Here is a 24,828-nt window from a genome sequence, read left to right as displayed (position 1 = left end):
TCCTCATTCTGTCACTGCCTTTTCGTCTGCGCGGCTGGTTTGGCCGTCATGAGTACGGGTCCGGGCCAGGAGCCATCGTCCTATGTCGATCCGTATGACGAGAGCGATGGCGACAGCGGCGATCAAGGCGATGTCGATGAGCATCAAAGGCCAGCCTGTGCCATCGACCATGGCGCCGACCAGGGTGGGGCCCACGAAGCCGCCGCTGGCCCAGCTGATGCTGTACATGCCCGCGTAGGTCCCGAAGACCTGAGCGGAAGGGGCGAGGTTCCACAGGACCACGGCCGCGTTCACGAGGAAGCAGGCCGCCCCGGCCGCGCCTATGCACAGCGCCACGGTGACGCCGGTCGCGGTCCGCAGGAAAGTGCCCAGCACCAGTGCCGCGGCGAAGACTGTCATGCCTCCCGCGATGACGCGCAGTCGTCCGAAGCGCTCGGCGAGAAGCGCTGCCGGATAGGCCGCTGCGATGAAGGTGAAACCGCTGGGCAGTGTCAGGCCACCGGCATCGCCGCGCGACAGGCCGAGCGTCTCCATCCCGAAGGGAGTGATCAGCGAGCGGGAGGCAGACCATGCGCTGCCGAACAGGAGGATCGCGGCCAGGAGGAGCAAGCGGCTGCGATCGCTGTCCCGCACGATCTCCTTGAGCGTGTCGCGAACCCGCCGCCGCTTGGTTGCGTCCTCCGAGCGGGACTCGCTTTCCGCCACCGCGGCCTGGTAGGCGGGTGAGTGGCTGTCGCGCACGGTGGCGGCGAGCACGGCCACGGAGATCAGCATGATGACCGCGGGGATGGCGAAGGCGATCTTGGGGTGGTCGTCGACCAAGAGGAGGCTGATGACCGCTGCGGCGATGGTTGTGAAGCTTGTCGCAATTTTCACCGTCGCATTGGCACGGCTCCGGCGTTCAGGCGCGATGAAGTCGGGCACCAGCGCTTCGGCGATCGGTTTGAAGGCGTTGGCGACCACCGCGTAGGAGAACATCACCAGGATCAGGAGGGGCAGGGAGGCCGCCGCGTGCGGAAGAAGGATGAACAGCCCTGCCGCGACCGGCATGCCGACCACGAGGTAGGGCATCCGCCGGCCCCAAGCGGTCCTGGTGTGGTCGGACCTGTTGCCCATCCAGGGCTGGATGAAGATGCCCAGCAGGTTGTCCATGCCCATCAGCATGCCGACCACCGCTGCGCTGGAGATGTGCTCCCTGAGCATGGGAGGCACTTGGGACTCGTAGAAGTTCCAGGTCGATTCCTGCGCGAACACCGCGAGGGCGGCCAGGAGTGTGATGCGCCAGGTCCCCTGGTGCTGCCCTGGTGACATCGTCCTCATGAGCTTCCCCCCTTCGTGCCTCCACTCAGGGAGGAGGCTGGTGAATGAGATGCGTGTCGCACCGATGCGTGATTACAGGACGTCCGGCGTCTCAGGCCGTGGTACGCGTCTCGTTGCCGAGCTTTTCGTTCGCGTTCGCCGGCGGGTGCGTGGCGATGCGGTCCGCGATCGCTGCCCCAAGGCCCTCCGTGGTGCCGGACCCGCCCAGGTCGGGGGTCAGGACCTCGGGCTGCTTGTCCAGGACCTCTTCGATCGCGGTCACCATTCGTGCGGCGGCGGCGTGTTCGCCCAGGTGGTCGAGCATCATCGCGCCGCTCCAGATCTGTCCGACGGGGTTGGCCACGCCGAGCCCGGCGATGTCCGGTGCCGAACCATGGACCGGTTCGAAGAGGCTGGGGTACGTGCCCTCAGGGTTGATGTTGGCACTGGGGGCGATACCGATGGTGCCCGTAACGGCCGGGCCGAGGTCGGAGAGTATGTCTCCGAACAGGTTGCTGGCCACCACGACGTCGTAATGCTGGGGCCGCAGGACGAAGTTGGCCGAGAGGATGTCGATGTGCTCCTTGTCGGCGGCGACGTGCGGATACTGTGCGGCCATCTCGGCCGCCCGCTCGTCCCAGTACGGCATGGAGATCGCTATGCCGTTGCTCTTGGTCGCCCAGGTCAGGTGCGGGGTCGGGCGAGAGGCAGCCAGCTCGAAGGCGTAGCGCAGCACGCGGTCGACGCCGGTTCGGGTCATCACGGTCTCCTGCAGAACGGTTTCCCGCTCAGTGCCTTCGAAGATCCGACCGCCGATGCTGGAGTACTCGCCCTCGGTGTTCTCCCGGACGACCAGGAAGTCGATGTCGCCGGGCAGGTGATCACGCAGAGGACTGCGGACCCCGCGCAGCAGCCTGACCGGCCGCAGATTGACGTACTGGTCGAAGCCGCGGCGCATCTGCAGCAGGCTTCCCCACAGCGACACGTGATCGGGGACCACTTCGGGCCAGCCGACCGCGCCGAAGTAGATCGCGTCGAACGAGCCCAGCACGCTCTTCCAGTCGGAGGGGAGCATCACGCCGTGACGCTGCCAGTAATCCGCGCTTGCGAAGTCGAACTCGACGACCTCCAGGCCGAATCCGTACAGGTCGGCGACCGCTCGCAGGCAGCGCAGGCCCTGCGGGACGACCTCGGATCCGATCCCGTCACCGGGGATGGCGGCAATGCGGTAAATGCGCGGCACGAATCCGCTCCTCAGTCCGGGCCAACGGGAAGTCCAGTGCTCCAGCAGTGGGCGGAGCAACGGGGTGGACCCACTTTGGGCAGCACCAACAGCCGGAACAAGACTGCGTAAGGCAAGGTAGCCTTTCGTCCATGGCAAGCCTCCGCTGGGCTGGGCAGCCGGCCGACGTGCGACACTCCTCGATGGATGACCTGTGGTTTTTTCAGGTCGTCGCCTCGAACGAGACCCTGACCGCCGCATCGCGCGAGCTGGGCTGTTCCCTGTCGGCTGTCAGCAAACGCCTCAGCGCGCTGGAACGCCGTCTGGACGCCCGACTCGTCCAGCGCGGTGCCCGTCGGCTCGTACTGACCTCGGAAGGTGAGCGATACGCGGCACGCAGCCAGGCGATTCTTGACCAGGTCCGGGACCTGGAGGACTCACTGGCCGATCAATCCGCGGACCTGCGCGGGTTGCTGGTCGTCGAGGCCACTCTGGGCCTGGGGCGGGCTCATGTGGCCCCGCTGCTGGGCGAGTTCGGTGCAGCCCACCCTCACCTGCGTGTACGACTGCAGACCTCTGAGCTTCCGCTGCGTCCCCACCGACGCACCTTCGACGTGGCTGTCCATGTGGGCATGCCTCCCGATTCGTCGCTGCGCATGCGACGTCTGGCCGCGAACCGCCGCGTGCCCTGTGCGGCACCGTCCTACCTCGCTGAACGCGGCGTCCCCGAGAGCATCGACGATCTGGCCCGGCACAACTGCATCGTGTTGCGTGAGAAGGAGAGCGACTACGCGCTCTGGCGCTTCGGCGACACGGCTCATCCCCGGCAGATGCGCGTACACGGCAGCCTGGCGAGCAACGACGGATATGTGGTGACGGACTGGGCGCTTCAGGGGCGAGGGGTGATCATGCGTTCGGAATGGCACGTCAGGCCGTATCTCGAACGGGGCGACCTCGTCCGGGTACTGCCGCACATTCCGACACCCGCCGCTGACATCTACGCGTTGCACGGAGGCGACGAACACCTTTCGCAGCGGGCCGCCCAGTTCATCGACCATCTCTCCGCGGGCCTGTCGAAGCGTCTGAGCTCTGTTGACCCGCCTCACTAGCGCCCACGGCGCCGCCCGACGGGAGATCGCCGCAGTTCCTCGACAGCGGTCAGCAGTGCCCGCGCCAGCACGTTCGCGGGTACGCCGCTGATCTGGGCCGGACAGGGCGTTGGCTCAAGCTCGGTGCGCTGGAGCCATTCCGAGGTGGTCTGTGGCCACCAGCGCCGTACCGTGTCCACGGTGGTGCCCGGTCCTGTGTTGAAGCAGGGCACGGACCGTGGGGAGCACGTTCCGGCGATATCGATGAGCTTGTCGAACAGCGGCGCCATGGAGGATTCGAGGTGCCCGCGAGCCCGGCCGCGGCCTTGCCGAGCAGGCTTGGACCTGAGCGGCATCGACCGTGGGGACGGCGTCGCCCTTCTCGGCAACGTCTCGTGATGTTTTGGGATCTTCGTTCAGGCGGTGCGGCCATGTTCGAGCTGGAGCAGGACGAGGGGCTTCACGCATACCTGACGCCGGGTCATTGTCGCGTCGACCAGCGTGTCATCACGCACCGTAACCGGTCACGTAGCCGAGAAGACCTCAATCCTTCTCAGTGCGCGCGGCTGCAGTCAGGGGCGGGGTTCTTCGCCGCGACGATCACGTCGTCGAGCCGCTCGCGCACGCTCAGCGGGCCGGTGATCTGCTGGTCGATACGGTCACGCTCTGCGGCCGACTGCTCCAGCAGGGCCGGGGTCACTTCACCCGAGTCCACGCACGGAAGCACCTGGCGGACGGTTCTGCTCGGCGGGCCCGCAGCGTAGAGCTGCTGGATCAGCCTGACCCGGGCGACCGCGCTGTCTGGGTAGTGCCGCTGCCCGCCGGAGCTGCGGCTGGCGTCAAGGAGATCCTGCTCCTCGCCCAACGTGTCGTCACTCACTGCAACCATCAGGTTGCCGAGAAGACCTAAGTGATGATTCCCTTCGGAGGGTTGTCTTTGCCAGGCGTCTGCTGTGCGTGGGCGCTCAACGGGCGGTGGCGGCGAGACCGGGATGCCGTTCCAGGGTTGTGAGCAGACCCGGGTGGGACGATGTCCGGTTCAGGGAGTCGCGGGTCTCGTCCGCACGATCTGCCGTCGCCCAGGTATCCGCATGCCCGGGGGCGCGGGCGATTCTCGATCCTTGTGCTCCCCTCGGCTGCGCTGCGCGCTGTCACCCGTTGACGCGTGCTCGGCTGTGCTGAGGCTCCGGCGACCGGCTCGAAGGTTGACTGGCCCGGCGCTGGCCGCCTTGGCGCCCCGACGGCGGAGACGGGAGCGGTGGCCGCGGCTGTCCGCACCGGGTGGGACCGGGTTGTCATGAGGTGACCAGGCCACTGTCATGGGAATTCCCAGGCCGTCTGCCTGGCCGTCAGTGCACCGTGGGGGCAGGAAGCGCAGCATCGTGACCGACATGCTCGGCCTCCTGCTCGCGGTGCTGGTCACCGCGGCCCGGCACCCACCATGTTGACCAGGTCGACGCCGCCCAGCCCGGCATGCGCATGGTCCGGTCGACAGCGATTACGGCAAGAACTTCGTCGAGGATGCCCCGGATCTCGGCATTGACGTTGACATCGTGCAACGTGCCCCCGGGAGCGGGGGACTCACTTCGACACGGCTGGCTGATTGCTGCTCCGTCGCCTGGTCCGCGATCACGAACCCCACCGCACCGTTCCGAGGCCACGGTCCATCTGATCATGACCGACCTACGAGAGAAAACGACCTCTTGAGGCGTCGTCGAGCGCGCCCCTCCGCAGGCAGCAGACGTGCGGGTGGAGGGCCTGTGGGGCCACGCCGACCGCTGTGCGGACAGCCGTGATCCGACGCAGCGCATCGCGGACGCATCATGCGCCGGACGCCCGACGCATTGTCGAGCTGTCGAGGCATGAGGGCACAGATCGTGACATCTGTCGAAAGACCTCCATCGTTCTGTCCCATACGTTGACGCACCAACACCGTCGGCATCGCGCCACAGGACGCGCACCCACTCGTGGCCCGATCAACGATCTGCCACCACAGGCCCCCGCACGATCGATCTTCCACGTTGTGCCCAGAGGAACCCTCAGACTCCCCGGCGACACGAGCCGGCCCTCACTCCGGAGCGCTCATGCGAACAACCACCATCACTCGCGGATCTCGGCTCGCAGTCCTTGCGACCGCTGGTCTCCTCGCCCTGGCCGGGTGCGGCGACAAGGAGGCGCCCTCCGTCGCGAGTGGCTCGGACGGGGGCAAGCCTGTGACCGGCCCTCCCATCCTCGTCGGGTTCATCAACACCGGCCAGGGCGGCCTGTCATTTCCCGAGGTCAGGGTCGCGGCAGACGCTGCGAGCAGCTACGTCAACACTCACGACGGCGTGAACGGCAGACCGATCGAGCTCATCACCTGCTCGACCACCGGAGCTCCGGAGAGCGCCGGCAAGTGTGCCAACGACCTCATCGCCAAAAAGGTTTCCGTAGCCGTGCTCGGCGTCGAACTCGGCGCCGACGCACTCTTGAAGCCGTTCAAGGAGGCCGGCATCCCGATCTTCGGGGTCTCTTCGTCCGGAACGGCGCTGGCCAGCGATCCCTCTGTGACCTTCACGACCCCGCCGGCGTCACTGACGTGGAACGGCTTCTGGAAGGTGATGAGGCAAGCAGGGGCCCGGAAGCCGATCATGATCGGTGTGGACGCGGGCCCGGCGTACAAGAAGATCCTGGACACGACCGTGGTACCGAGCGCGAAGGCCGCCGGGCTCGACCTCAGCTACACGCTCAACAACCCCGCCTCACCCGACTTCGCGGCCGCCGTCACCGCCGCGAAGGAGAAGGGCGCCGACGCGATCTACTTCTCCGGTGCCGAGGGCGACTGCACGAACGGCATCAAGACCGCCCGGCAGCTCGGATGGGACAAGCCCATCTTCGCGGGCAGCTGCACGCAGTTCATCAAGACCCTCGGTTCGCAGGCGGAGGGGGTCTACACGCAGCAGTACCTTCTGCCCGCCAACTCCAGGGACACCGCACCCAAGGGCAAGCAGGCGCAGATCGACCTCTACGTCAAGCAGATGACCGCGGCCGGCGCCACAGACAAGATCGACTCGTTCGCGACCTACGGGTTCGCCGACATCATGACCCTGACCGATGTCCTCAAGGGCATCAACGGCAAGATCACCGCTGACACGGTGAAGAGCGCACTGGCGACCTACAAGGGCGACGTGTTCCTCGGCGCCCCCGTGGACTGCTCCGCGCGTCCGCTGCCGAAGGAGAGCTGCGGTAGCTCGATCGTCTCACTGAAGGTCCTGCCGGGCGGCAAGCAGAAGGTCCTCACCGGCGGCTTCCTCGACATCACCAAGGGCTGACCGCGATGGACCAGTATCTGCTCTTCGCCCTGCTCGGGATGGGCGCCGGTGCGGTGTTCGCCGGCCTCGGGATGGGCCTTGTCACGGTCTACAAGGGCTCCGGCGTGGTGAACTTCGCGCAGGCGAGCCTGGGCCTGTGGGGTGCATTCGTCTTCGACGAACTCCGCAAGACCGGAGATCTGGTACTGCCCGTGCTGGTGATCCCGGGGCGCGTCCACCTGGGCACCAGCACACCCCTTCCCGTGGCGGTCGCCGTGGGTCTGCTGTCCAGCGCGGCGCTCGGCGCACTCGTCCACGTCCTCGTCTTCAGACCGCTGCGGAACGCTCCGGCACTGTCAAAGATCATGGCCTCGGTCGGGATCCTGACCTTGCTGCAGAGCTTGCTCGTGCGGCGGTTCGGTTCCGGCTCCCGGGTCGTCGACTCGGTGCTCGGGTCGGACAGTCTCCGGTTCGCCGGTGTGGAACTGCCTCTGGACCGCCTGTGGTTGCTGGGGATCACGGTGGTTGTCTCCTGCGCGCTCGTCGCTTACTACCGCTGGTCCATGGCCGGACTCGCGACCCGGGCAGGCGTGGAGGACGAAGTCGCGCTTCTGCTCGCGCGCTGGTCCCCGAACCGCCTCGCGAGTCTCAACTGGGCGCTGGGGAGTGGGGTGACGTCACTCTTCCTCCTGCTCGCGAGCCCGATCACCGGACTCAATCCCGCGAGCATCGGAACGCTGGTCGTACCTGGCCTTGCGGCACTGCTGGTCGCGCGGCTCTCCTCGGTCGCGGTCGCCGCGGTGGCGGGGCTCGGCCTGGGCGTGCTGCAGAGCGAGCTCTCGTTCATGCAACTGCAGTCGTGGTGGCCCCGTAGCCTCCCCAGCGGTACGACCGACGCGATCCCGTTCGTCGTGATCGTCATCGCGCTCGTCCTGCTCGGCAAGAAGCTTCCTCGCCGCGGTGAGCTGGTGCTCTCGCGCCTGCCCGCGGTCGTGCGGCGGCCGTTGCGGCTGAAGTGGGTGCTGATCGGCACGGCGGCCGTGGCGCTGCTGGCGCCGCTGCTCGGGCAGGCGCAGCGCAATGGACTGATAGCCAGCATGGTGTTCGCGGTCATCGCCCTCAGCTACGTCGTCCTGGTCGGCCTCGTGGGTCAGGTCTCCCTGGGACAGGCCGCCATCGCCGGGGTCTCCGCGTTCACCCTGGCCCGGGCCACGGACGGGCTGCCCTTCCCCGTCAGTGTGCTGTTGTCGGCGCTGACCGCCACTCTCGTGGGCGTGGTGATGGGCGCGCCGGCGTTGCGTATCCGTGGCGCCCAGCTCGCGGTCGTGACCCTCGCCGGCGCTGTGGCCGTGGAAGCGCTGTTCCTCCGGCAGATCTCCGCGGGCGGTTCCGAGCTGGCGGACCCGAAGCTGTTCGGCCTGGACCTGGCCGCGCAGCGGGCCAGCGAACTGGCCCGGCTCCCCTTCACCTATGCCGTGCTCGCCGCGCTGGTGCTGTGCTGCCTGCTTGTCTCCCGTGTTCTGAACGGCACCACGGGACGTCGTTTCCTTGCCGTGCGTTCCAATGAGCGGGCCGCCGCCGCGGTCGGAGTAGACGTCGCCCGGACGAAGCTCATCGCATTCGCTCTGTCGAGCTTCATCGCCGGTGTCGGTGGAGCGCTGCTCGCGTACTCGCGCGGCAGCGTCTCCATCGAGAGCTTCAATTACCTCGCCGGCATCAGCTTCCTCATCTTCGCCTTCATCGGCGGCATCACCAGCGTGGGCGGGGCTCTGCTCGCGGGTCTGATCGGGCCCTTCGGCCTGTGGTACGTCGTGCTGGACGGCCTGGTGCCGCTGGGGTCCGCGTACGACATACTCGGCGGCCTCACCATGATCAGCACGGCGATCGTGGCCCCCGAAGGTGCCGCCAGCTTCTACGGCAAGGCCCTGCGCAAGCTGCTCGCCCGCCGTACCGGACCGGCAGGTCATGCCGGAAAGGTGCCGGCGCCGGCGGACACTCCTGCGGCAGCCGTTCCTTCCGTGGACGCGCTTGCGCCCACGCCGCCGACCGCCGCGGAGCGCAGGTCCGGCCCGGCCCTTGAAGTCGAGCGCGTCAGTGTGAGGTACGGCGGGGTGCGCGCCGTGCAGGACGTGTCGCTGGTCGTCCGAGCGGGCGAACTGCACGGCCTCATCGGCCCCAACGGCGCCGGCAAGACCAGCACGCTGGACGCGATCGCGGGTTTCTGCGTGAGCGAGGGCGCCGTCCGGGTGCGCGGAACCGACGTCAGCCGCCTTCCTCCTCATCGTCGCTTCGGCGCGGGGCTGGCCCGAACCTGGCAGGCGACGGAGCTGTTCCTCGATCTGACGGTCCGGGACAACCTGCTCGTGGCAGCGCAGCCGGGAAGCCCCGGAGATCTCATCAACGATGTGGTGGGTCGTGCGAGGGTTTCCAAGGACGACGCGATGTCCGCCCTCCGACTGCTCGGCATCGGGCACCTAGCCGACAGCCACCCCGCCGAGCTGAGCACCGGGCAGCAGAAGCTCGTCGGAGTCGCCAGGGCGCTGGCCGCACGGCCCGCGGTGCTCCTGTGCGACGAGCCCGCCGCGGGCCTGGACAGCGCGGAGAGCCGCGAGCTGGGCCGGCACCTGCGCGCCGTCGCGGACACGGGCGTCGCCGTTGTGCTGATCGAGCACGACCTGTCGCTGGTTCTGCAGATGTGCGACGAGGTCACGGTGCTCGATTTCGGTCAGGTCATCGCGCAGGGCCCGCCCGAGGCCATTCGTCGCGACCCCGCCGTGATGACGGCGTACGTCGGTGACACGCGCCCCGTCAATTCCGTCTCGAAGGAGGTGCAGCCATGAGCGTGCTGCTGTTGCAGGAACTCACCGCCGGACGCAACGGCGTGCCCGTGGTACGCGGCCTCGACCTCGATGTGCAGGCCGGTGAGATCGTCGCTCTGCTCGGCCCCAACGGAGCCGGAAAGACCACCGTGCTGGAGACCGTCGGGGGAGTGCTGCAGCCGCTGGGCGGTTCGGTGCGAGTCGGCGGAGAACAGGTGCGAGGGGTCCAGCGTGCGGCGGGACTCGGGGTGAGCTACGTGCGTGAGGGCAGAGGTCTGTTCACCCAGCTCACGGTCCGGGAGAACCTGCAACTGCGCACCCACAGCCGCCGTGCCGCACGGGACCTTCTGCCCCGCTACCCCGTTCTCGAAGCCATCGCAGACCGGCGCGTCGGGCTGCTCTCCGGCGGTGAGCAGCAGCTGCTCGCGGTCGCCTGCGCCCTCTCCGTAGAGCCCCGGCTCCTGCTCATCGACGAGATGACGATGGGTCTGTCCCCGGTCGCCGTGAAGCAGCTCCTCGTGCTGGTCCGTGACGCGGCCGACCGTGGTGTCGCCGTCCTGTTCGTCGAGCAGCATGTGCAGGACGCGCTGCATTTCGCCGATCGCGCCTGTGTCCTCAGGCACGGTGAGCTGGTCGCACAGGGCACCTCCGAGGAGCTTGCCGAGCAGCTGGAAGCCCTGCACGACAGCTACTTCGACGTGAGTCTGCCGCACTGAATGTGCTGCGCGCGGTGGCAGCGTGTGTCCTTGCCGTTTGTCCCTGATCCTGTTTCCTGTCGCAGTTGCGACGTGCAACTCCCCACCGCCTGAAGGCGTTTGCTCGCCCCGATGGGTGCTGAGCCGTCCGGGCGGGACCCTTGTCTAAGGAGATCTCTTGCTGAGCAGTGATGTTGTGGTTGTCGGCGCCGGGATGGCCGGTGCATCGATAGCTGCGGAGTTGTCCGAGCGGTTGTCGGTCGTGGTGGTGGAAGCGGCCGCCTCGGGGGAGGAGCACAGCACGGGCCGGTCCGCTGCCGCGTATCTGCCCTCCTACGGCAGCGCTTGGGTGCGCGCGCTCACGGAAGCGAGCCGCCCGCTGTACGACGCGATCGCAGCCGAGAACGGTGTACCGCTGTTGCAGCTGCGGCCCCTGCTCTGGCTCGCGACCGACGACCTGAGCGAGAACGCCGTAACCGAGCTGACGCGAACCTCACCGCACATGGAGACGCTCACCCCGGGACAGGCGCACGTCCTCTATCCGCCGCTGCGGGCCGAGCGGGTCCGATCCGCCGCCGTCGACCGTTCGGCTGCGGATCTGGATGTCGCCGGCCTGCACCAGAGCTACTTCAGGACACTGCGACAGCATGGCGCCACCGTGCTGTTCAACGCGGAGGTGCGCGACATCAAGCGGGACGGCCAGGGCTGGCACGTCACGGCCGGTGAGCACGTCATCCGGTGCGCGAAGGTGGTCAACGCCGCGGGCGCGTGGGTGGATCAGGTCGCCGACCGCGCCGGTGTTCCCCCGGTCGGTATCCGGCCCAGGCGGCGCACGGCGTTCGTCAGCCCGACACGTTACGGCGGTGACGTCTCCGGACTGCCGTTGGCCGTGGACGCGTGTGAGCGGTGGTACGTCAAGCCGGAGGCGGGGCTGATGCTGGGTTCGCCCGCGGACGCCACGGATGTGTCTCCCGGCCGGCCGCGCCCGGACGAACTGGAGATCGCCCGAGCGCTCGAAGCGATCGAGGAGACGACCACGCTCGGGTTGCGGAGTGTGCAGCGCGCGTGGGCGGGTCTGCGCAATTTCGTCGACGATCACGAGCCTGTGGTCGGCGCGTGGTCCGCGCACGAGGACTTCTACTTCCTTGCCGGGCAAGGCGGTTACGGCATCCAGATGGCGCCGGCGCTGGCCCGGCTGGCGGCTGACATCGTTGCCGAGGGAGCGCCTTCCCCGGAGACAGCCGCGTACGGGGTCCCCGTGGCCGGTCTCGCTCCCGACCGTCTGTCGCGTGACCACATGGCGTGAGGCTTTGTCCGCATCGGCGTGTGGCCGCCGCTCGCACCACGCGGCGGGTGTCTGCCTGACGGGGCGCGAGGCGGACGACGCAGGGCTATCTGACCGGGCCGGCCATCTCTTCTCCCACACCCGGGCGGGCGCGCGCGGCCCGGGTCATCAGCACGGCGTGGGGCAACTGGCTCGCGGACCGGGTGCAGCAGGACATCGGCCGCTCTCGCGTGGCCGACCATCCGGGTGTGCAGCTCCATCTGCATCACGGCCCACGCCCCGGCGAGTCGGCGGACGGACTCTTGGCGCACCGGCCGAGGTGAGACAGCCGCCGGTGTCGTCCTCGCCGGAACCGTCGGCGAGCGGGCTGCGGCTGAAGTGCGTGCAGGACGCGATCCGCACCCGCCGGCGGTGCGGCGTTTGGCGGCGGTCGCCGCCCGCGAAAGCCTGGGGATCCTCCTCGGCGTTCACCACGCGGGCCCACCACCGCGACCTGACCGACGACCGCCTGCGCGGCTGTGAAAAGGAGCCGGTCACCGCGCCGGGCCAGACGTCAGCCCCCCGAGGCGCCCAGGCGGAGCAGGCGCAGCTGCAACATCAGCGCGAAGCGGCTCTCGGGGTCGTCGAGATCGGTCTCGGCGACCTCGGCCACGCGGCGCAGCCGGTAGCGGAAGGTGTTCTGGTGCACGTACATGGTCTTCGCGGCGGCGGGCACATCGCCGAAACTGTTGAGCCAACTCCGCAGCGTCTCGACCAGGTTGGCGTTGTGCTGCTGGTCGTAGGCGAGCAGGTGGGCCAGCGGTCCCGTCGGCAGGTCGCCGCGTTCGGCGGCCAGGTCGGCCAGGTCGAGGAGGAGCGCCTCGACGTGCACGTCCGTGATGTGGGCCAGTCGCCGTAGACCACCGCCTGCGCGCAGTACGCGCAGGGCCCGGTCGGCGCCGTTTCGGGAACGGGCCAGCTCACCGCGGTTCCGGGCCACCGTGCCCACGCCGATCAGGGGCGACATCCGGTCGCCGACCCGGGTGAGGAAGTCCGACGCGACTCGGGCCGCCGACTGCTCCGCGTCGGTCTGATGCTGCGAGACGGGAAGGATCCCGTATGCCACCTCACCGATCAACGCGGTCGCGGCGCGCGCGTGGATTGCGGAGAGGTGCATCGCGAAGGCGTCGGTGAGGCGTTCGCGCTCGGCCGCGTGCCGGGCGTGCAGGCTGGTCGAGCCGGCTGATGCGGGCGGGTCGGGTACGGCGAGCGCAAGAACTACGCCCGCGTAGTCGGTGAGGCCGAGGCGGCTCAGCGCCTCCGACGTCCCGGGGCCGCCCTCCAGCGCGGTGGAGAGCAGGTCGGCGCGCAGGCGCCGCTCCACGTCGGCGCCGGCACGCAGCCGCAGCATGTGCAGCGCGACCAGCTTGGCCGCGTCGTGCAGTGCCCGCATGCGCTGTGGGCTGAGTTCGGAGTCCACAGCGGCCCAGATGGAGCCGAGGACCTCGTCTCCCGCGCGTACCGCGATCGCGACGCGGGGGATGTGAAACCCGCCCGTCTGCATGGGCGCGACCAGGATGGGCTGATCGCTGCGGTACAGGTCGCGGAAGACACCGCGTTCCTCCAACAAGCGGGTGAAACGTTCGGGCACCTGCCGTCCCAGTACGGTTTCCACCCGGGAGTCGTCGGCCTCGTCCTGACGGCCGGAGAACGCCAGGACACGCGAGCTGCGGTCCTCGATCGTGACGGGGGCATCCAGGAGCGCGGCCACCGCGTTGGCCAGGGCGAACATGTCCCCGGACGGAGTGCCGCCCAGGGTCTGCGGTCCTGCCTCCCCGACGTCACCTTCCGCGAGCAGAGAGCGCAGCAGGACGGCGAGCTGTGCCCAGGAGGCTCCTCGGGTGAGAGCGAGCAGGGCGACGCCGGAGCGTTCGGCGGCTTCGATGACCGTGGGATCTTCGGGGGCGGGCGAACGGACGATCAGCGCCGCCGCACCGGCATCGCCCAGCGACGTGAGCAGCCGGGCGGTCTCGGCCGTCCCCTGCACGCCGACACCGAGGACCAGCGCCTGACGGGGCAGTAGGGGCTCGTCCAGCGGGTCATGGATCACCACGCCGCCGATCGCGTCCGCGCGCCTGGGATCACCGCAGACCAGATCGAGCAGCGTGGGGCCAAGATCTTCCAGGACGCGCGACAGACCAGCGCGGGGTTGCACGGCCATCACCCCCTCCCTGGCGGGAGAAGGGGTGGGGCCACGTCGTTCGTCGTCATTACCCAGAATTGTGCCTTCTGCTCGTTGTATGCGACAAGCGTGGCTTACAGAGGCACCCAGTGGGTCGCGACCGTGACCTCGTCCAGGATGTCCGGGTCGGGGGTGACGCCGAGCCCGGGACCGTCGGGGACCGGCAGATGCCCGTCGTCGAGGATGAAGGGTGCCGTGATGTCTGTTCGGTAATACCGGTCGGAACCCGAGGTGTCTCCCGGCAGCGTGAATCCGGGAAGGGCCGCGAGCGCCACATTGGCCGCACGGCCGAGGCCTGTTTCCAGCATGCCGCCGCACCACACGGGCACGCCGTGTGCCGCGCACACGTCATGGATGCGCCGTGCCTCCAGATATCCGCCCACTCGGCCGGGCTTGATGTTGACGACACTGCACGCGCCGAGGGTGATGGCGGCCGCTGCGGAGCGGGCGGAGGTGATCGACTCGTCCAGGCACACCGGCGTGGTGATGGCCTTGGCGAGTTGGGCGTGCCCCAGGAGGTCTTCCTCCTCCAAGGGCTGTTCGATCAGGAGCAGGTCGAACGGATCGAGGCGGGCCAGATGCCGCGTATCGGCAAGCGTGTAAGCGGTGTTGGCATCGACCTGGAGGAGCAGGGCGTCCCCGAAGTTCTCCCGCACGGCCCGGACCGGCTCAATGTCCCACCCGGGTTCGATCTTGAGCTTGATGCGTACATAGCCCTCGTCGAGGTAGCCGGCGACCGTTTCCAGGAGCTGCGGCAGCGACTCCATGATGCCGACCGACACCCCGCAAGGAACCCGGTCGTGCACGGCGCCCAGCTCACGCGCCAACGGCACGCCCTGCGCCCGCAGTTCGGCATCGAGGACTGCCATCTCCAAGCCGGCCTTCGCCATCCGGTGGCCACGGAACGGCGCCAACGCGGTGCTGACCGCCGCGCCGTCCAGGCGCTCCCACCGGCCGAGGGCCGGGATGAGGAAACGGCGCAGGACATCGGAGCAGGCGGCGACGTACTCGGAGGAGTACAACGGATCGGCCATCGCCACACACTCGCCCCAACCCTCGCTCTCGGCGGTCACCGCACGCAGCAGCAGCGCCGAGCGATCGGTCAGGGTGGCGAAGGAAGTGCGGAACGGTGCCACCAGCGGCAGCCTGATCTCCCGGATCTCGATGCCGGTGAGTTTCATTGTCTGTCCTGTCTTTCGAGGAGATACCAGCCGGCACGGTCGAACCCCGCGACCTGCCAGCCGTCCGTGAGCAGGCCGCTGAGCACGTCTCGAAGCGCGGACCGCCACGCGGCGGCGCAGGCCGGGTCGCTGCGGCGGAGCTGTTCGATGTCCCCCGGTACGGCGACCCGGGTACGCGCGCCGGTGATGCGGCCGGTGACGGGGCGGCCGTCGGCCGTGATGTCCAGCGCGGCGTCGGTGGTGCGCCACGCCCCGGCATTGGCGTGCTGTGGCCGGCCGTGGCAGGCGGCGGCGACGTCGGGCGCTGCCAGGTGCCACTCCGCCAGGAGCCGGTCGGTGGCATCCCCGCCGTTGATGCCGTCATTCATACGGCCGTAGAAGTCCTGCAGGTACTGCACGGGCCGCGCGGCCAGCTTGCCGATGTTGAAGTAGGCGTTGCGCCGCACCAGCGGATCGAACGTCCACGACACCTGTGCCGCACCGTGCCGCAGCGTCCATGCGCGTTGGTGCGCCTTGAGAGCGAAGCCGACGCTGCGGCCGCGCATGCGGGCCGACACACCGGCGATGTGACTGTGCAGGGAGCTGGCGGCCGGGGGCCCGAAGAAACCGATGCAGGCGGCGACCAGTTCGTCGTCCCGGGTGGTGTCGAAGGCCGCCGCGACATAGCTGCCGGCCTTGTCCATCGCACGGAGCAACTCGGGTGTCGCCAAGGCGCTTTCGCCGTCGGGTTTCCAGATGCTCTCGAAGAGTGCGCAGGCTCCCTCCAGGTCCGAAAGGGCGCTGATCGGACGTACCCGGCACCCTGAGACGTGTGCGGCCGCTTCCGCGGCAGCCTCCGCATCAGCAACGATGCGCTCGTCGGCCGCCGCCGATCCGCCCCCCAGGGAGGCGGGGGTGTCGCTCATCGCGTGCTGCCTTCGGCCGTCGCTGCACCCTCGTGCAGTGTGCGGAAGCCGGTCCCGCGCACCTCATGTACGAGGGCGGCGAGCAGGGCGGTGCGGGAGGGCAGCTCGCCGACCAGGACATGCTCGTGGTCGGCGTGCGCGCCGCCGCCGACGGCTCCGAGGCCGTCGAGGGTGGGGGTGCCGACACCGGCGGTGAAGTTTCCGTCGGAGGCCCCGCCGACCGCGGCCGCGGTCAGGGGAGCGAGTCCGAGGCGGCCGGCCAGCTTCTCGGCGGTGCGATAGAGCCTCTCGGAGGCCTCCTGCTCCAGCGGGGGCCGGTTGGGGCCGCCGGTCACCTCCACCGTCGCGCCGTCGAGGACGGGACGCAGCGCCTTCAGCGCGGCATCCACCCGGGCCTGTTCCGCCACGTCCCGTACGCGTACATCCACGGCGAACCGGCCTGCTGCGGGCACCGTATTGGCGGTCGTACCGGCACCGAGCACGGTCGGGGTGACGGTGGTTCCACGGCGGTGGTCGGTGAGAGCGGCGACCGCGAGGAGTTGGTGGGCGGCCTCGACGGCGGCATTCACCCCCTTGCCCGGTTCCAGACCGGCATGCGCGGCTCTGCCTCCGGTCCGTACTTCGTACAGCGAGACGCCCTTGCGCGCGGTCTTCAGCGCCCCGCCCTCGGCGGCTGCTTCGAGGACCAGGGCGGCGTCGCAGGCGGAGGCTTCCTGCTCGATCAACTCGCGTGAAGACGGGGAACCGAGTTCCTCGTCGCCGGTGACGAGCAGGGTCACCCCCTCGACCGTATCGAGCGCACCGAGCGCGTGGAACGCCATCACCAGTCCGGTCTTCATGTCGAAGCATCCAGGCCCGCGCAGCACACCCTTCCGTACGGAGAAGGGGTGGGTCGCGAGTGAGCCGAGCGGCCAGACGGTGTCATGGTGCCCCAGCAGCAGCACCCGCCGCGGCCCGGACCCCAGCCGCCAGCGCAGGTGGGTGCGCCCGTCGAGTTCGATCACCTCCGGTGGTGCTCCGAGATGGCGGGCACCGAGAGCGGCGACGACCTTGGCGCTGCGGGCCACCGCGGCGAGGTCCGCCGACGGCGACTCGGTGCGCACCAACCGTCCGATGTCGTCGATCATGCCGGGCAGTGTCGCCTGGAACCGGGCGACCGGCACAGGAGCGCCGGGCACATCAAGGTCGTACGGCTGTTTCATGTCAGGACACCTTCGGGGTCGCGCGCATGCCGTGGTGTACATACCTGGCGCCGTCGGGCAACGCGTAGAACGTCACGGGGATCCATGACGGACTGCCGGCGTACTGCACGAGGAACTCGCTGTCGGAGACGGGCACCAGCGCGGTCTCCTGGACCGGTTCCGGCACCAGGTGGGCGAGCGGCCCGGTCGTCGTGTACCGCAGCCGCAGTCCGTCCGCGCCGTCGATGATGTCGATGCGCGTTCCGGCCCGCTCGTACCGCCCGAGGTGTCGACCGGCGTCCACCGACACCGGTTCGGCCGGTGGCCGCGGAGGCTCGGGCAGGGCCACCCCGGCCAGGTCGGCGAAGATCTCCCCGAACAGGTCCCGGTACAGGTCCTTCGCCGCGCCACCGTTGGTGAGGAGCGTGACGGCCAGGTCCTGCTCGGGCAGCACCCGCAGGAACGCCGACTGCCCGAGCGTGGCCCCGTCGTGCCCGATCAGACGGTGGCCGTCCCAGCCGAAGCGGATCCAGCCGAGACCCCAGGAGTCCCCGAGCGTGAGCGTGTCCGGCAGTTCGACCTGCTGCTCGGTCATGGCCCGCGCCGCATGTTCCGAGAGCAGACGCGTTCCGTCCGGCGCGGTGCCGCCTGTCAGGTGCAGACGGGCGAAGGCGAGGACGTCCTCGGCCGTGGCGGTGATCAGGCCGGCGGGTCCTGCGGAGCGGGGCAGACTCCAGGCCGGGACCGGGCGTGGCGGTTCGTCGCCTTCGGAGTCATGCCCCATGGCGGTGCGGAAGCGCAGCGCCTCCTCCGGCAGCGTGACGGTGTGCTCCAGGCCGAGCGGGGTGCACAGCAGCTCGCGCAGGGCGAGGTCCCAGCTCATGCCGGTGAGCTTCTCGATGACCCGTCCGGCGAGCACGAACCCGGAGTTGCAGTACGAGAAGGTCGCCCCCAGCGGATGGTTCTGCGCGGCCTCGTCCAACTGGTCGACGAAGCGTTCCAGGCAGTCGTCGCCGCGTCCCGTGTCGGTGAACACGTCCCCGTCGATGCCGCTGGTGTGGGTCAGCAGATGCCGCATGGTCACCTGCTGTGCCACCTGGGGGTCGGCGAGGCGCAGTTCCGGCAGGACGTCGGTGATCGGGGCGTCCAGGTCGAGGGTGCCTGCATCGACGAGTTGCATGGCCAGGGTTGCGGTCCACACCTTCGTGATGGACCCGATCTGGAAGAGGGAGTCCCGCGTGGTGGTCACCCCGGTGGCCTTGTTGAGCACGCCGTAGGCGGCCACGTCGCTGTGCGCACCGCGGGCGATGCCCAGGACTGCGCCGGGTACCTGATGCCGTTCGGCCAGTTCGGTGAGACGCCGCTGCCAGTGCGCAACATCTACAGGTCGCGCGGCTGAGGGCGCGGAGGAGGCCGGTGTGGACTTGCCGGCGTGGTGGTCGACCCAGTCCACGATGCGCCGCGCCAAGTCGGTGCGGTGCGAGGGAGGGCCGTCGAGGAGGAACAGATGTGAGCCACCGGGGTAGAGCACCAGGCGGGTGGGCACGCCTTGGATCTTCAGCGCGTTGAACCACTGCTCGGCCTGGCCGACGGGACATCGTTCGTCGGCCGCGCCGTGCAAAATGAGCGTCGGCGTGCGTACGTTCTCCACCCGGGAGTAGGGGGAGAGCTCGGCGTACCTGTCGCGGTCGAGCCAGGGAGAGACGCCCAGTTCAGTGGTGGCCAGCCGGTGTCCCGCATCGCTGGTGCCGCACATGCTGGTGAGATCGCTGATCATTGCGCCGGCCACTGCTGCGGCGAAGCGATCGTCGCGACTGGTCAGGTAGCCGGTCATGTAGCCGCCGTAGCTGTATCCGGCCACCGCGAGCCGTTCGGGATCGGCGATGCCTTCGGCGACCAGGATGTCGACCGGTTCCAGGAAGTCCCGTGCGTCGCCGGTGCCCCAGGCGCCGAGGGTGGCCGTGAAGAAGGAGTCGCCGTAGCCGTCGCTGCCGCGCGGGTTGAGCAGGAGCACGGCCCAGCCGCGGGCGATCAGCTCCTGGTGGTAGAGGTGTACGGGGTTGGCCGCTCCGTTCCAGGCGTTGTGCGGGCCGCCGTGGATGTCGAGCAGCAGCGGCGCGGGGCCGGTCCGCTCGGGATCGCGTAGCAGCCAGCCGTGGACCGTGCCGCCGTCGGAGATCTTGAAGTCCCGTTCCTGCGCGGGGAAGGGTTTCGCATCCGCGAGCAGCGCGCCGTGCCGGGTGAGGACGCGTTCTTGGCCGGTGGCCCGCTCGACGGCCACGATCTCGCCGTACCTGTCGGGTGTCGCCAGGACCACGACGGCGGTGTCCTTGGCGACGGACAGTGCGGAGACCACCCGGTCCGCGCCGCTGATGAGCGGCCGCGGCGCACCGCCGGCTGTGTCGACTGTGTAAACGTGGCTGCAGCCGCGGTCACGCACGCAGAAGAGGACGGTGCGGCCGTCGTCCGTGGCCCGGGGCAGGGCACCGGGGTAGGCCGGGCCGCCCGGTGTCACGTTGCGGTCGAGGCCACGCGTCAGGTCGACCGTGGGGCCGCCGTCCAGGGGCACCCGCAGCAAGCCGGCGTGTCCCAGTTCGGTGTCGGTGCGGCCGACGACCAGCAGGGCGTCACCTTCGGTGGTCCAGGTGACGGCTTGGGCGTTTCCGGTGCTGACGCCCACGAGTCGTGGCTGCGCGTCCTCCCCGGGGCGGGACAGGTCCACGACGTACGCCTCGGAGCGCAGCGTCAGCGCGGCGGCAGGCCCGCGGGCCGCGCAGAAGGCCAGGGCGCGACCGTCGGGTGACCAGGCCGGAGCCCCGGCGTGCCAGTCCCCGTCGGTGACCTGCCGAACCCTTTGGCCGGCGAGGTCGAGGACATGCAGATGGTTGCGGACGGTGCCTACGAGGCCATCACCGTCGACTTTGTGATCAAGGCGGTCCACTACGACCGGTGGTGGCGATGCCGCCTCGGTCCGAGGCGGGGGCCGTCGGTCCACCGGAGCGGTGAACGCGATCGCGGTCCCGTCGGGGCTCCACACCGGCGCACCGGCTCCCAGCGGCAGCTCGGTGACCGGTTCCGGTTCGCCGCCGGCGGTCGGCAGCAGCCACAGCTGTGCGGGGCCGTTGCCGCCGCGCAGAAAGGCGATCCGGTCGCCGTCGGGTGACCACGCCGGCGCTGTGTCTGCGGGGCCGCTGGTGAGTCGGCGGGCCGCGCCGGAGTCGGTCGGCACCGTCCACAGCACCCGTGTGTCCCGGTCGAGTTCACGGTCGGCGGTACGCAGTACGTACACCACGTGAGCGCCGTCCGGTGACAGGGACGGCTGTTCCGGGAGCGCGAGGGAGTAGAGATCGTCGATGCCCAGTGGTCGAGTCAAGGCGGGCTGTCTCCTCGTGGACGGTACGGATGCGGCGGTGTGCGCGGTCTCTACTTCCGGGAGGGTGCACCGGTTAACCGGAAATTAGGCCAAGGGTGCCGGTGTCGCTTCGTTGGGGGCACCAATATGCGTACGGATTGTTCGTCGTCTGCAACGAACATCGCCCTTTCTCCGTCCGGCTCTCGACTGCCCGCGTGCGCCGGAATGCCACGGCACTGGCCTGCCCGTGTGACAGACGTCGAAATGGAGACCGTCCAGGCAGGACAACTGGCGGGCGACTTCGGGTGGTGAAGGGCCGATAGTGGGCCGGAGCGGGCCCCGACCGACTGTCCTTCTCAAGTGAGGCGAATCGATGGACTCTTTTCCGCTCTTCCGCTCGACCGTGGATGCCGGCGATCTTGTAGCGATCTCCGGGCAGATCGGTCTGGTCGATGGGCGCCTGGTGGACGGTGGTGCCGCCGAGCAGACGGACCAGGCCCTGGCCAATCTGCTGACGGTGCTGGACGGAGCCGGGCTGACGATTGCCGATGTGGTCAAGGTCAACATCTTCCTGACCACGATGGACGACTACACGGCCTTCAACGAGCGGTACAACGCGGTGTTCAGTTCTGAGCCCCCGGCTCGTACGTGCGTGGCGGTCCATGAGCTTCCGTTCGGCGCGCTGGTCGAGCTGGAGGCATGGGCCCGCCGCCGCTGACAGCCCGCGGAGAAGCTTCCGCTGCTTCAAGCCCCGCTCGCAGTGAACTCACCGGGCGGGGCCCACGGCTCGGTTGCATGATCCTTTGATTCAGTGGTTTGACGGCTCACTGGTTTGACGGCTTCCGCGCGATCCCATTCCCTGCGGTAGCCGGCGCGCAGGCATGTCCGCGTCATCGACGTGGCCGTGACAGCGCTGACGTTTTGCGGCACACTGCACGAACTCCTGGGAGAGCGCAGGTGGCTTCCCGCCACTGCTTGCATCGGCTGTCGCATCTGCGCGCCCTGCCACGTGACTGATGTCGCACGAGGTGGTACGACACGAGGAGCGCTGACGGAGTCGTGGGCGGAATGGCACAGGCCTGCGGCAGGATGGTGAGTCGTGTGCTCGAAGAGCTTCAGCGCGTGGTGGAGACACTCGCGCATCGCCTCGGACGAGCGGTTGCCGTGGACGACCTGGACTTCAGGTTGCTGGCCTACAGTGCACACTTCGGCGAGGGCGACGAGTGGCGCGCACGTGTCATCCTCAGCCGCGAGGCTCCGCCCGAGGCCCTGGCGTGGTTGCGCCGTCAGCGTCTTGGGCGTGTGACCGGACCGGTGCGGCTTCCGGCGGACAAGGACCTGGGCATTCTGCCGCGAGTGGTGGTGCCCGTCGTGTACCAGAACATGCGCTTCGGCTACCTGTGGCTGATCGACGCAGAAGGGTCCCTGTCCGACGAGCAGCTCGGGCTGGCGTCCGCTGCGGCTGTTGACGCGGGCGCCATTTGCTTTCGTGAGCGCGTCGTCTCGCAACTGCGTACCGCTCAGGAGGGCGAGCTGGTGCGCGACCTCTTCTCGGACGACGAACAGGCGAGGGGCATGGCCTCGGCGAGGCTGGTGGAGAGCGGTTTGTTCGCGCCGAGGGGCGATGTCACCGTCGTTGTGGCGCGTCCGATCGCCGGCGGCGCCGACGGTGTCGACGAGGACGACCGGATAGCTCTCCAAACTGCCCTGGACACGGTCTCCACCCGACTCGGCGACCGAGGCAGCCTGCGCCTGGTCAGGCCGGATCACGCCGTACTGGTCATTGCGAGCGCGACCTTGCGACGCTCGCCGGAGATGCCGGACGCCCTGCGGACGACCTCCCTGGACCGGCTGGGTGGTCGGAGTGCGAAATGGCGTGATGTCCACGTCGCCACGGGCAGCCCAGCCCGTCGGCTCGAAGATGCTGTGACTTCCTACACTCAGGCGCTCGACGCTTTGCGTGTGGCGGAGGTCGTTCCCTCGTTCGCCCCGCTGGTCGCACACGAGGCGTTGGGCATCTATGCGTTGCTCGCCGCCCAGCCCTTCGACCAGCTCGGCACCTATGGAGTGCACCCTTCGGCGCGGCAACTGCTCGAGGCGGACCGTGATCTCTTCACCACGGCCGAGGTGTATCTGGACAGAGCGGGTGATGCCCGGTCGACCGCCGCCGAGCTCGGACTGCACCGCGCGAGCGTGTACCACCGCGTCCGCCGCATCGAGGACGTCACCGGCCTCGACCTCTCAGACGGGCAGCACCGCCTCCTCCTCCACCTGGGCATCAAGGTCTCCCGGCTCCTGGGGCTCGTCTGAACCCAGAACCAAGACGTCGCCACGGGCACCTTGCGCACTCGTCCGGGGGACCGGCGGCGACGCCGTACGGCTTCCCTGAGCCGGCCTTGCCCTGCGCGGGCAGCCCACCGGACGGTCCGGTCCCGCCAAGCGCACGCTGGACGGTGATCATTGAGCGCCACTCCGGGCGCGGCGCTGCGTCAAAGCTGTGCGATCCCCCTCGGCTTCGCCGTTTCAAAGTGTCCGCTCGTAGAGCGTCCCCACACGGATCAGGGTGGGGCGTCCGTCGGCGCCGGGGTTGTAGAACTGCACGGCCCTGAACGCCCCCGGGCTGCCGAGGCCCAGGGAGAACCGGTGCCGCTCGCCGTCGATGCAGACGAGCGGCAGGGGCTGACCGCCCCCGGATGTGCCGCCCATGAGCTCATCCCAAGCGGCCAATTCGGGTGAAGGTGTTGTCCGGAGGTGCAGTTGCCCGTCGTGCAACTCGACGGAAACTTCACCGTTGGGTGACTGATATACCCCGGTGAATTGCTCGGAGTCGACGTTGACGCTGGGCTCCGGCGGGTACGAGGGAGCGGGACTGCTGACGTTGAAACACTCCTTGAGTAGATTCTCGCAGAGCGCGGTGTACAGCTGAAAGCCGGTCGTACTGTTCGTGAGCACTGCGAGGACGGCCTTCTGCTTCGGGAGGACGTACAGGGTGGAGTGCATGCCGAGGTTGGCGCCGCCGTGCGCCAGGACCGGGTCGTCACCCTCGCGGACAATGGCCCAGCCGAGTCCGTAGTTGACATACATGGGGAAGCAGCCCCAGTAGTCGTCGAACTGGGGCTCGCGCATCTGCCGAAGTGCCTCGGGGGACAGGATGCGGCGTCCGTCGGGAGTCGTGCCGTCGATGTGCATCCGCCCGAGCTCGATCAGGGCTTCGACGTCGAGCCACAAGCGGGACCCGGCCGGGCCGTTCTCGGGCCAGGCACGCAGACGACGGACTCGTGACGCGGTCCCGGTGGCGGGGTCGACGGTGTGTCCCACGGCGGTCGATCGCAATAGGAGCTCTTCGGCGTCGGCGGTCGCGTTGAGGCCGAGGGGCTGGAGGATGCGCGTGCTGAGTGCGGTGTGGTAGCTCTCGCCGGTGATGACTTCGATGATCCGTCCGAGAGTGCTCATGCCCATGTTGCTGTAGGACCACCGCTCGCCGGGGTTTCCTGTGACCCGCAAGGTGGTGAGTTCTCGCATCAACCGCTCGAGTACGTCATCGCCTGGAGTCAGGTCTGGCATGTAGTCGCCGGGCAGGCCCGACGAGTGGTTCAGCAGCATGCGTACGGTGATCGCCGCTGACCGCTCCGGATTCGCAAGCGTGAAGTCGGGTAGGTAGGCCCGCACGGGTGCTTCGAGGTCGAGCAGACCCTCGTCCACGAGAGTCATCGCCACAGAAGCGGTGAACACCTTGGTGACAGACCCGGCGGCGAACAGCGAGTCCGGCAGCACGGGTGCGCCGGTTGCCACATTCACTGTCCCGGCCTCGGCCCGGACAAGCGTGCCGTCGTGCCACAGGGCTGCCGACGCGCCCACCACTTTGAATTCCTCGGCCAGTTCCGACAGCCGGCGGGCGAGCTCCTTCGATGTCATCATTCCCACCAAGATAGGTGCGCCGGCCATCGGGCACACGCGACACCAGTCACCACTGCCCGGCGCCTGTGTCGACAGATGTCGTGCGGGTCCCTGAGGGAATGGCGACTGTGTCCCGGGGCTTTCCTCGTCTGCGACCGCCGTCGCAGAGCCGGCAGCCGAGGAAGGACTCCAACGTTACGGCGCCCCGCAAGAACCGCCGCCGAAAAGGAGGAAATGCAGGCGTGCGCCCCTGACCATGAGCGGGAACTCCGCTCATGCTCCAGCTGCCGGCGAGGGGCACCGTCGAGGCGCGGCGGCACGCCTCGACAGTCTGCTTCACTTCGCAACCTGCACGGCCACGGCGTTGCTGCACTGGACCCTCCAGATCACCAC

The 24,828-nt window shown here is 68.9% G+C and carries 17 protein-coding genes; 7 read left to right on the top strand and 10 right to left on the bottom strand.

From position 1 onward, the window contains the following. Window positions 1-3 precede the first annotated feature (3 nt). Complete coding sequence (locus tag M2163_RS02800) at window positions 4-1,320, bottom strand: MFS transporter (protein WP_280854684.1); 1,317 nt, start codon at window positions 1,318-1,320, stop codon at window positions 4-6. A gap of 91 nt (window positions 1,321-1,411) precedes the next feature. Then, window positions 1,412-2,542 carry a tartrate dehydrogenase gene (locus M2163_RS02795; protein WP_280854685.1) on the bottom strand — a complete coding sequence of 377 codons (1,131 nt, stop codon included), beginning with the start codon at window positions 2,540-2,542 and terminating at the stop codon, window positions 1,412-1,414. A 131-nt stretch (window positions 2,543-2,673) separates the two neighbouring features. Here M2163_RS02795 and M2163_RS02790 point away from each other — a divergent pair, with 131 nt between their 5' ends. Next, a complete protein-coding gene (locus M2163_RS02790; RefSeq protein ID WP_280854686.1) occupies window positions 2,674-3,630 on the top strand; it encodes a LysR family transcriptional regulator in 957 nt (318 codons plus the stop codon). 532 nt (window positions 3,631-4,162) lie between these two features. Here the strand turns inward: M2163_RS02790 and M2163_RS02785 are convergent. Then, window positions 4,163-4,489, bottom strand: coding sequence for a MerR family transcriptional regulator (locus M2163_RS02785; protein ID WP_348541410.1), 327 nt, complete (start codon window positions 4,487-4,489; stop codon window positions 4,163-4,165). Window positions 4,490-4,958: 469 nt separating this feature from the next. Then, window positions 4,959-5,168: a hypothetical protein gene (locus M2163_RS02780; RefSeq protein WP_280893007.1), complete on the bottom strand. Its 210-nt coding sequence runs from the start codon at window positions 5,166-5,168 to the stop codon at window positions 4,959-4,961. 654 nt (window positions 5,169-5,822) lie between these two features. Here M2163_RS02780 and M2163_RS02775 point away from each other — a divergent pair. The 4 genes from M2163_RS02775 (at window position 5,823) to M2163_RS02760 (ending at window position 11,719) form a co-directional block, all read left to right on the top strand. After that, window positions 5,823-6,920, top strand: a complete 1,098-nt coding sequence (locus M2163_RS02775; RefSeq protein ID WP_280893006.1) for an ABC transporter substrate-binding protein — start codon at window positions 5,823-5,825, stop codon at window positions 6,918-6,920. Between the two features lie 5 nt (window positions 6,921-6,925). Beyond that, window positions 6,926-9,739, top strand: a complete 2,814-nt coding sequence (locus tag M2163_RS02770) for a branched-chain amino acid ABC transporter permease/ATP-binding protein (protein ID WP_280893005.1) — start codon at window positions 6,926-6,928, stop codon at window positions 9,737-9,739. Further along, the gene (locus M2163_RS02765) at window positions 9,736-10,434 is read left to right on the top strand and encodes an ATP-binding cassette domain-containing protein (RefSeq protein WP_280893004.1); all 699 of its coding nucleotides are present in this window, start codon (window positions 9,736-9,738) and stop codon (window positions 10,432-10,434) included. The genes M2163_RS02770 and M2163_RS02765 overlap by 4 nt, the downstream gene beginning before the upstream one ends. Window positions 10,435-10,591: 157 nt before the next feature. Continuing rightward, window positions 10,592-11,719 (top strand): FAD-binding oxidoreductase, encoded by a 1,128-nt coding sequence (locus tag M2163_RS02760; protein WP_280893003.1) that lies wholly within the window; start codon window positions 10,592-10,594, stop codon window positions 11,717-11,719. 532 nt (window positions 11,720-12,251) lie between these two features. On the opposite strand, the gene M2163_RS02755 is transcribed toward M2163_RS02760, so the two are convergent. The 5 genes from M2163_RS02755 to M2163_RS02735 form a co-directional block, all read right to left on the bottom strand. Further along, a complete protein-coding gene (locus tag M2163_RS02755) occupies window positions 12,252-13,898 on the bottom strand; it encodes a helix-turn-helix domain-containing protein (RefSeq protein WP_280893002.1) in 1,647 nt (548 codons plus the stop codon). A 95-nt stretch (window positions 13,899-13,993) separates the two neighbouring features. Further along, on the bottom strand, window positions 13,994-15,100 hold the full coding sequence (gene menC / locus M2163_RS02750) for an o-succinylbenzoate synthase (protein ID WP_280893001.1): 1,107 nt from the start codon (window positions 15,098-15,100) through the stop codon (window positions 13,994-13,996). Further along, the gene (locus tag M2163_RS02745) at window positions 15,097-16,005 is read right to left on the bottom strand and encodes a GNAT family N-acetyltransferase (protein WP_280893000.1); all 909 of its coding nucleotides are present in this window, start codon (window positions 16,003-16,005) and stop codon (window positions 15,097-15,099) included. The genes menC and M2163_RS02745 overlap by 4 nt, the downstream gene beginning before the upstream one ends. Next, a complete protein-coding gene (locus M2163_RS02740) occupies window positions 16,002-17,132 on the bottom strand; it encodes a M20 family metallopeptidase (RefSeq protein WP_280893142.1) in 1,131 nt (376 codons plus the stop codon). The genes M2163_RS02745 and M2163_RS02740 overlap by 4 nt, the downstream gene beginning before the upstream one ends. A gap of 76 nt (window positions 17,133-17,208) precedes the next feature. Further along, window positions 17,209-20,559 carry a serine hydrolase gene (locus M2163_RS02735; RefSeq protein ID WP_280892999.1) on the bottom strand — a complete coding sequence of 1,117 codons (3,351 nt, stop codon included), beginning with the start codon at window positions 20,557-20,559 and terminating at the stop codon, window positions 17,209-17,211. 352 nt (window positions 20,560-20,911) lie between these two features. Between M2163_RS02735 and M2163_RS02730 the strand changes: the two genes are divergently transcribed. Then, window positions 20,912-21,256, top strand: a complete 345-nt coding sequence (locus M2163_RS02730; protein ID WP_280854697.1) for a RidA family protein — start codon at window positions 20,912-20,914, stop codon at window positions 21,254-21,256. A gap of 383 nt (window positions 21,257-21,639) precedes the next feature. After that, the gene (locus M2163_RS02725) at window positions 21,640-22,848 is read left to right on the top strand and encodes a PucR family transcriptional regulator (RefSeq protein ID WP_280892998.1); all 1,209 of its coding nucleotides are present in this window, start codon (window positions 21,640-21,642) and stop codon (window positions 22,846-22,848) included. Window positions 22,849-23,061: 213 nt separating this feature from the next. Here the strand turns inward: M2163_RS02725 and M2163_RS02720 are convergent, their stop codons facing one another. Beyond that, window positions 23,062-24,483 (bottom strand): serine hydrolase domain-containing protein, encoded by a 1,422-nt coding sequence (locus M2163_RS02720; RefSeq protein ID WP_280893141.1) that lies wholly within the window; start codon window positions 24,481-24,483, stop codon window positions 23,062-23,064. Window positions 24,484-24,828: the final 345 nt, after the last annotated feature.

The sequence above is a fragment of the Streptomyces sp. SAI-135 genome, from assembly GCF_029893805.1.
Lineage (GTDB): Bacteria > Actinomycetota > Actinomycetes > Streptomycetales > Streptomycetaceae > Streptomyces.
Note: the sequence above shows the minus strand (reverse complement) of the source record. Positions and strands in the feature narration are given on the sequence as shown.

Coding starts and splice junctions, on each gene's coding strand:
- menC (WP_280893001.1), bottom strand. CDS start 15,100: ATGAAACTCACCGGCATCGAGATCCGGGAGATCAGGCTGCCGCTGGTG.
- M2163_RS02745 (WP_280893000.1), bottom strand. CDS start 16,005: ATGAGCGACACCCCCGCCTCCCTGGGGGGCGGATCGGCGGCGGCCGAC.
- M2163_RS02800 (WP_280854684.1), bottom strand. CDS start 1,320: ATGAGGACGATGTCACCAGGGCAGCACCAGGGGACCTGGCGCATCACA.
- M2163_RS02740 (WP_280893142.1), bottom strand. CDS start 17,132: ATGATCGACGACATCGGACGGTTGGTGCGCACCGAGTCGCCGTCGGCG.
- M2163_RS02730 (WP_280854697.1), top strand. CDS start 20,912: ATGGACTCTTTTCCGCTCTTCCGCTCGACCGTGGATGCCGGCGATCTT.
- M2163_RS02765 (WP_280893004.1), top strand. CDS start 9,736: ATGAGCGTGCTGCTGTTGCAGGAACTCACCGCCGGACGCAACGGCGTG.
- M2163_RS02770 (WP_280893005.1), top strand. CDS start 6,926: ATGGACCAGTATCTGCTCTTCGCCCTGCTCGGGATGGGCGCCGGTGCG.
- M2163_RS02720 (WP_280893141.1), bottom strand. CDS start 24,483: ATGGCCGGCGCACCTATCTTGGTGGGAATGATGACATCGAAGGAGCTC.
- M2163_RS02790 (WP_280854686.1), top strand. CDS start 2,674: ATGGCAAGCCTCCGCTGGGCTGGGCAGCCGGCCGACGTGCGACACTCC.
- M2163_RS02755 (WP_280893002.1), bottom strand. CDS start 13,898: ATGGCCGTGCAACCCCGCGCTGGTCTGTCGCGCGTCCTGGAAGATCTT.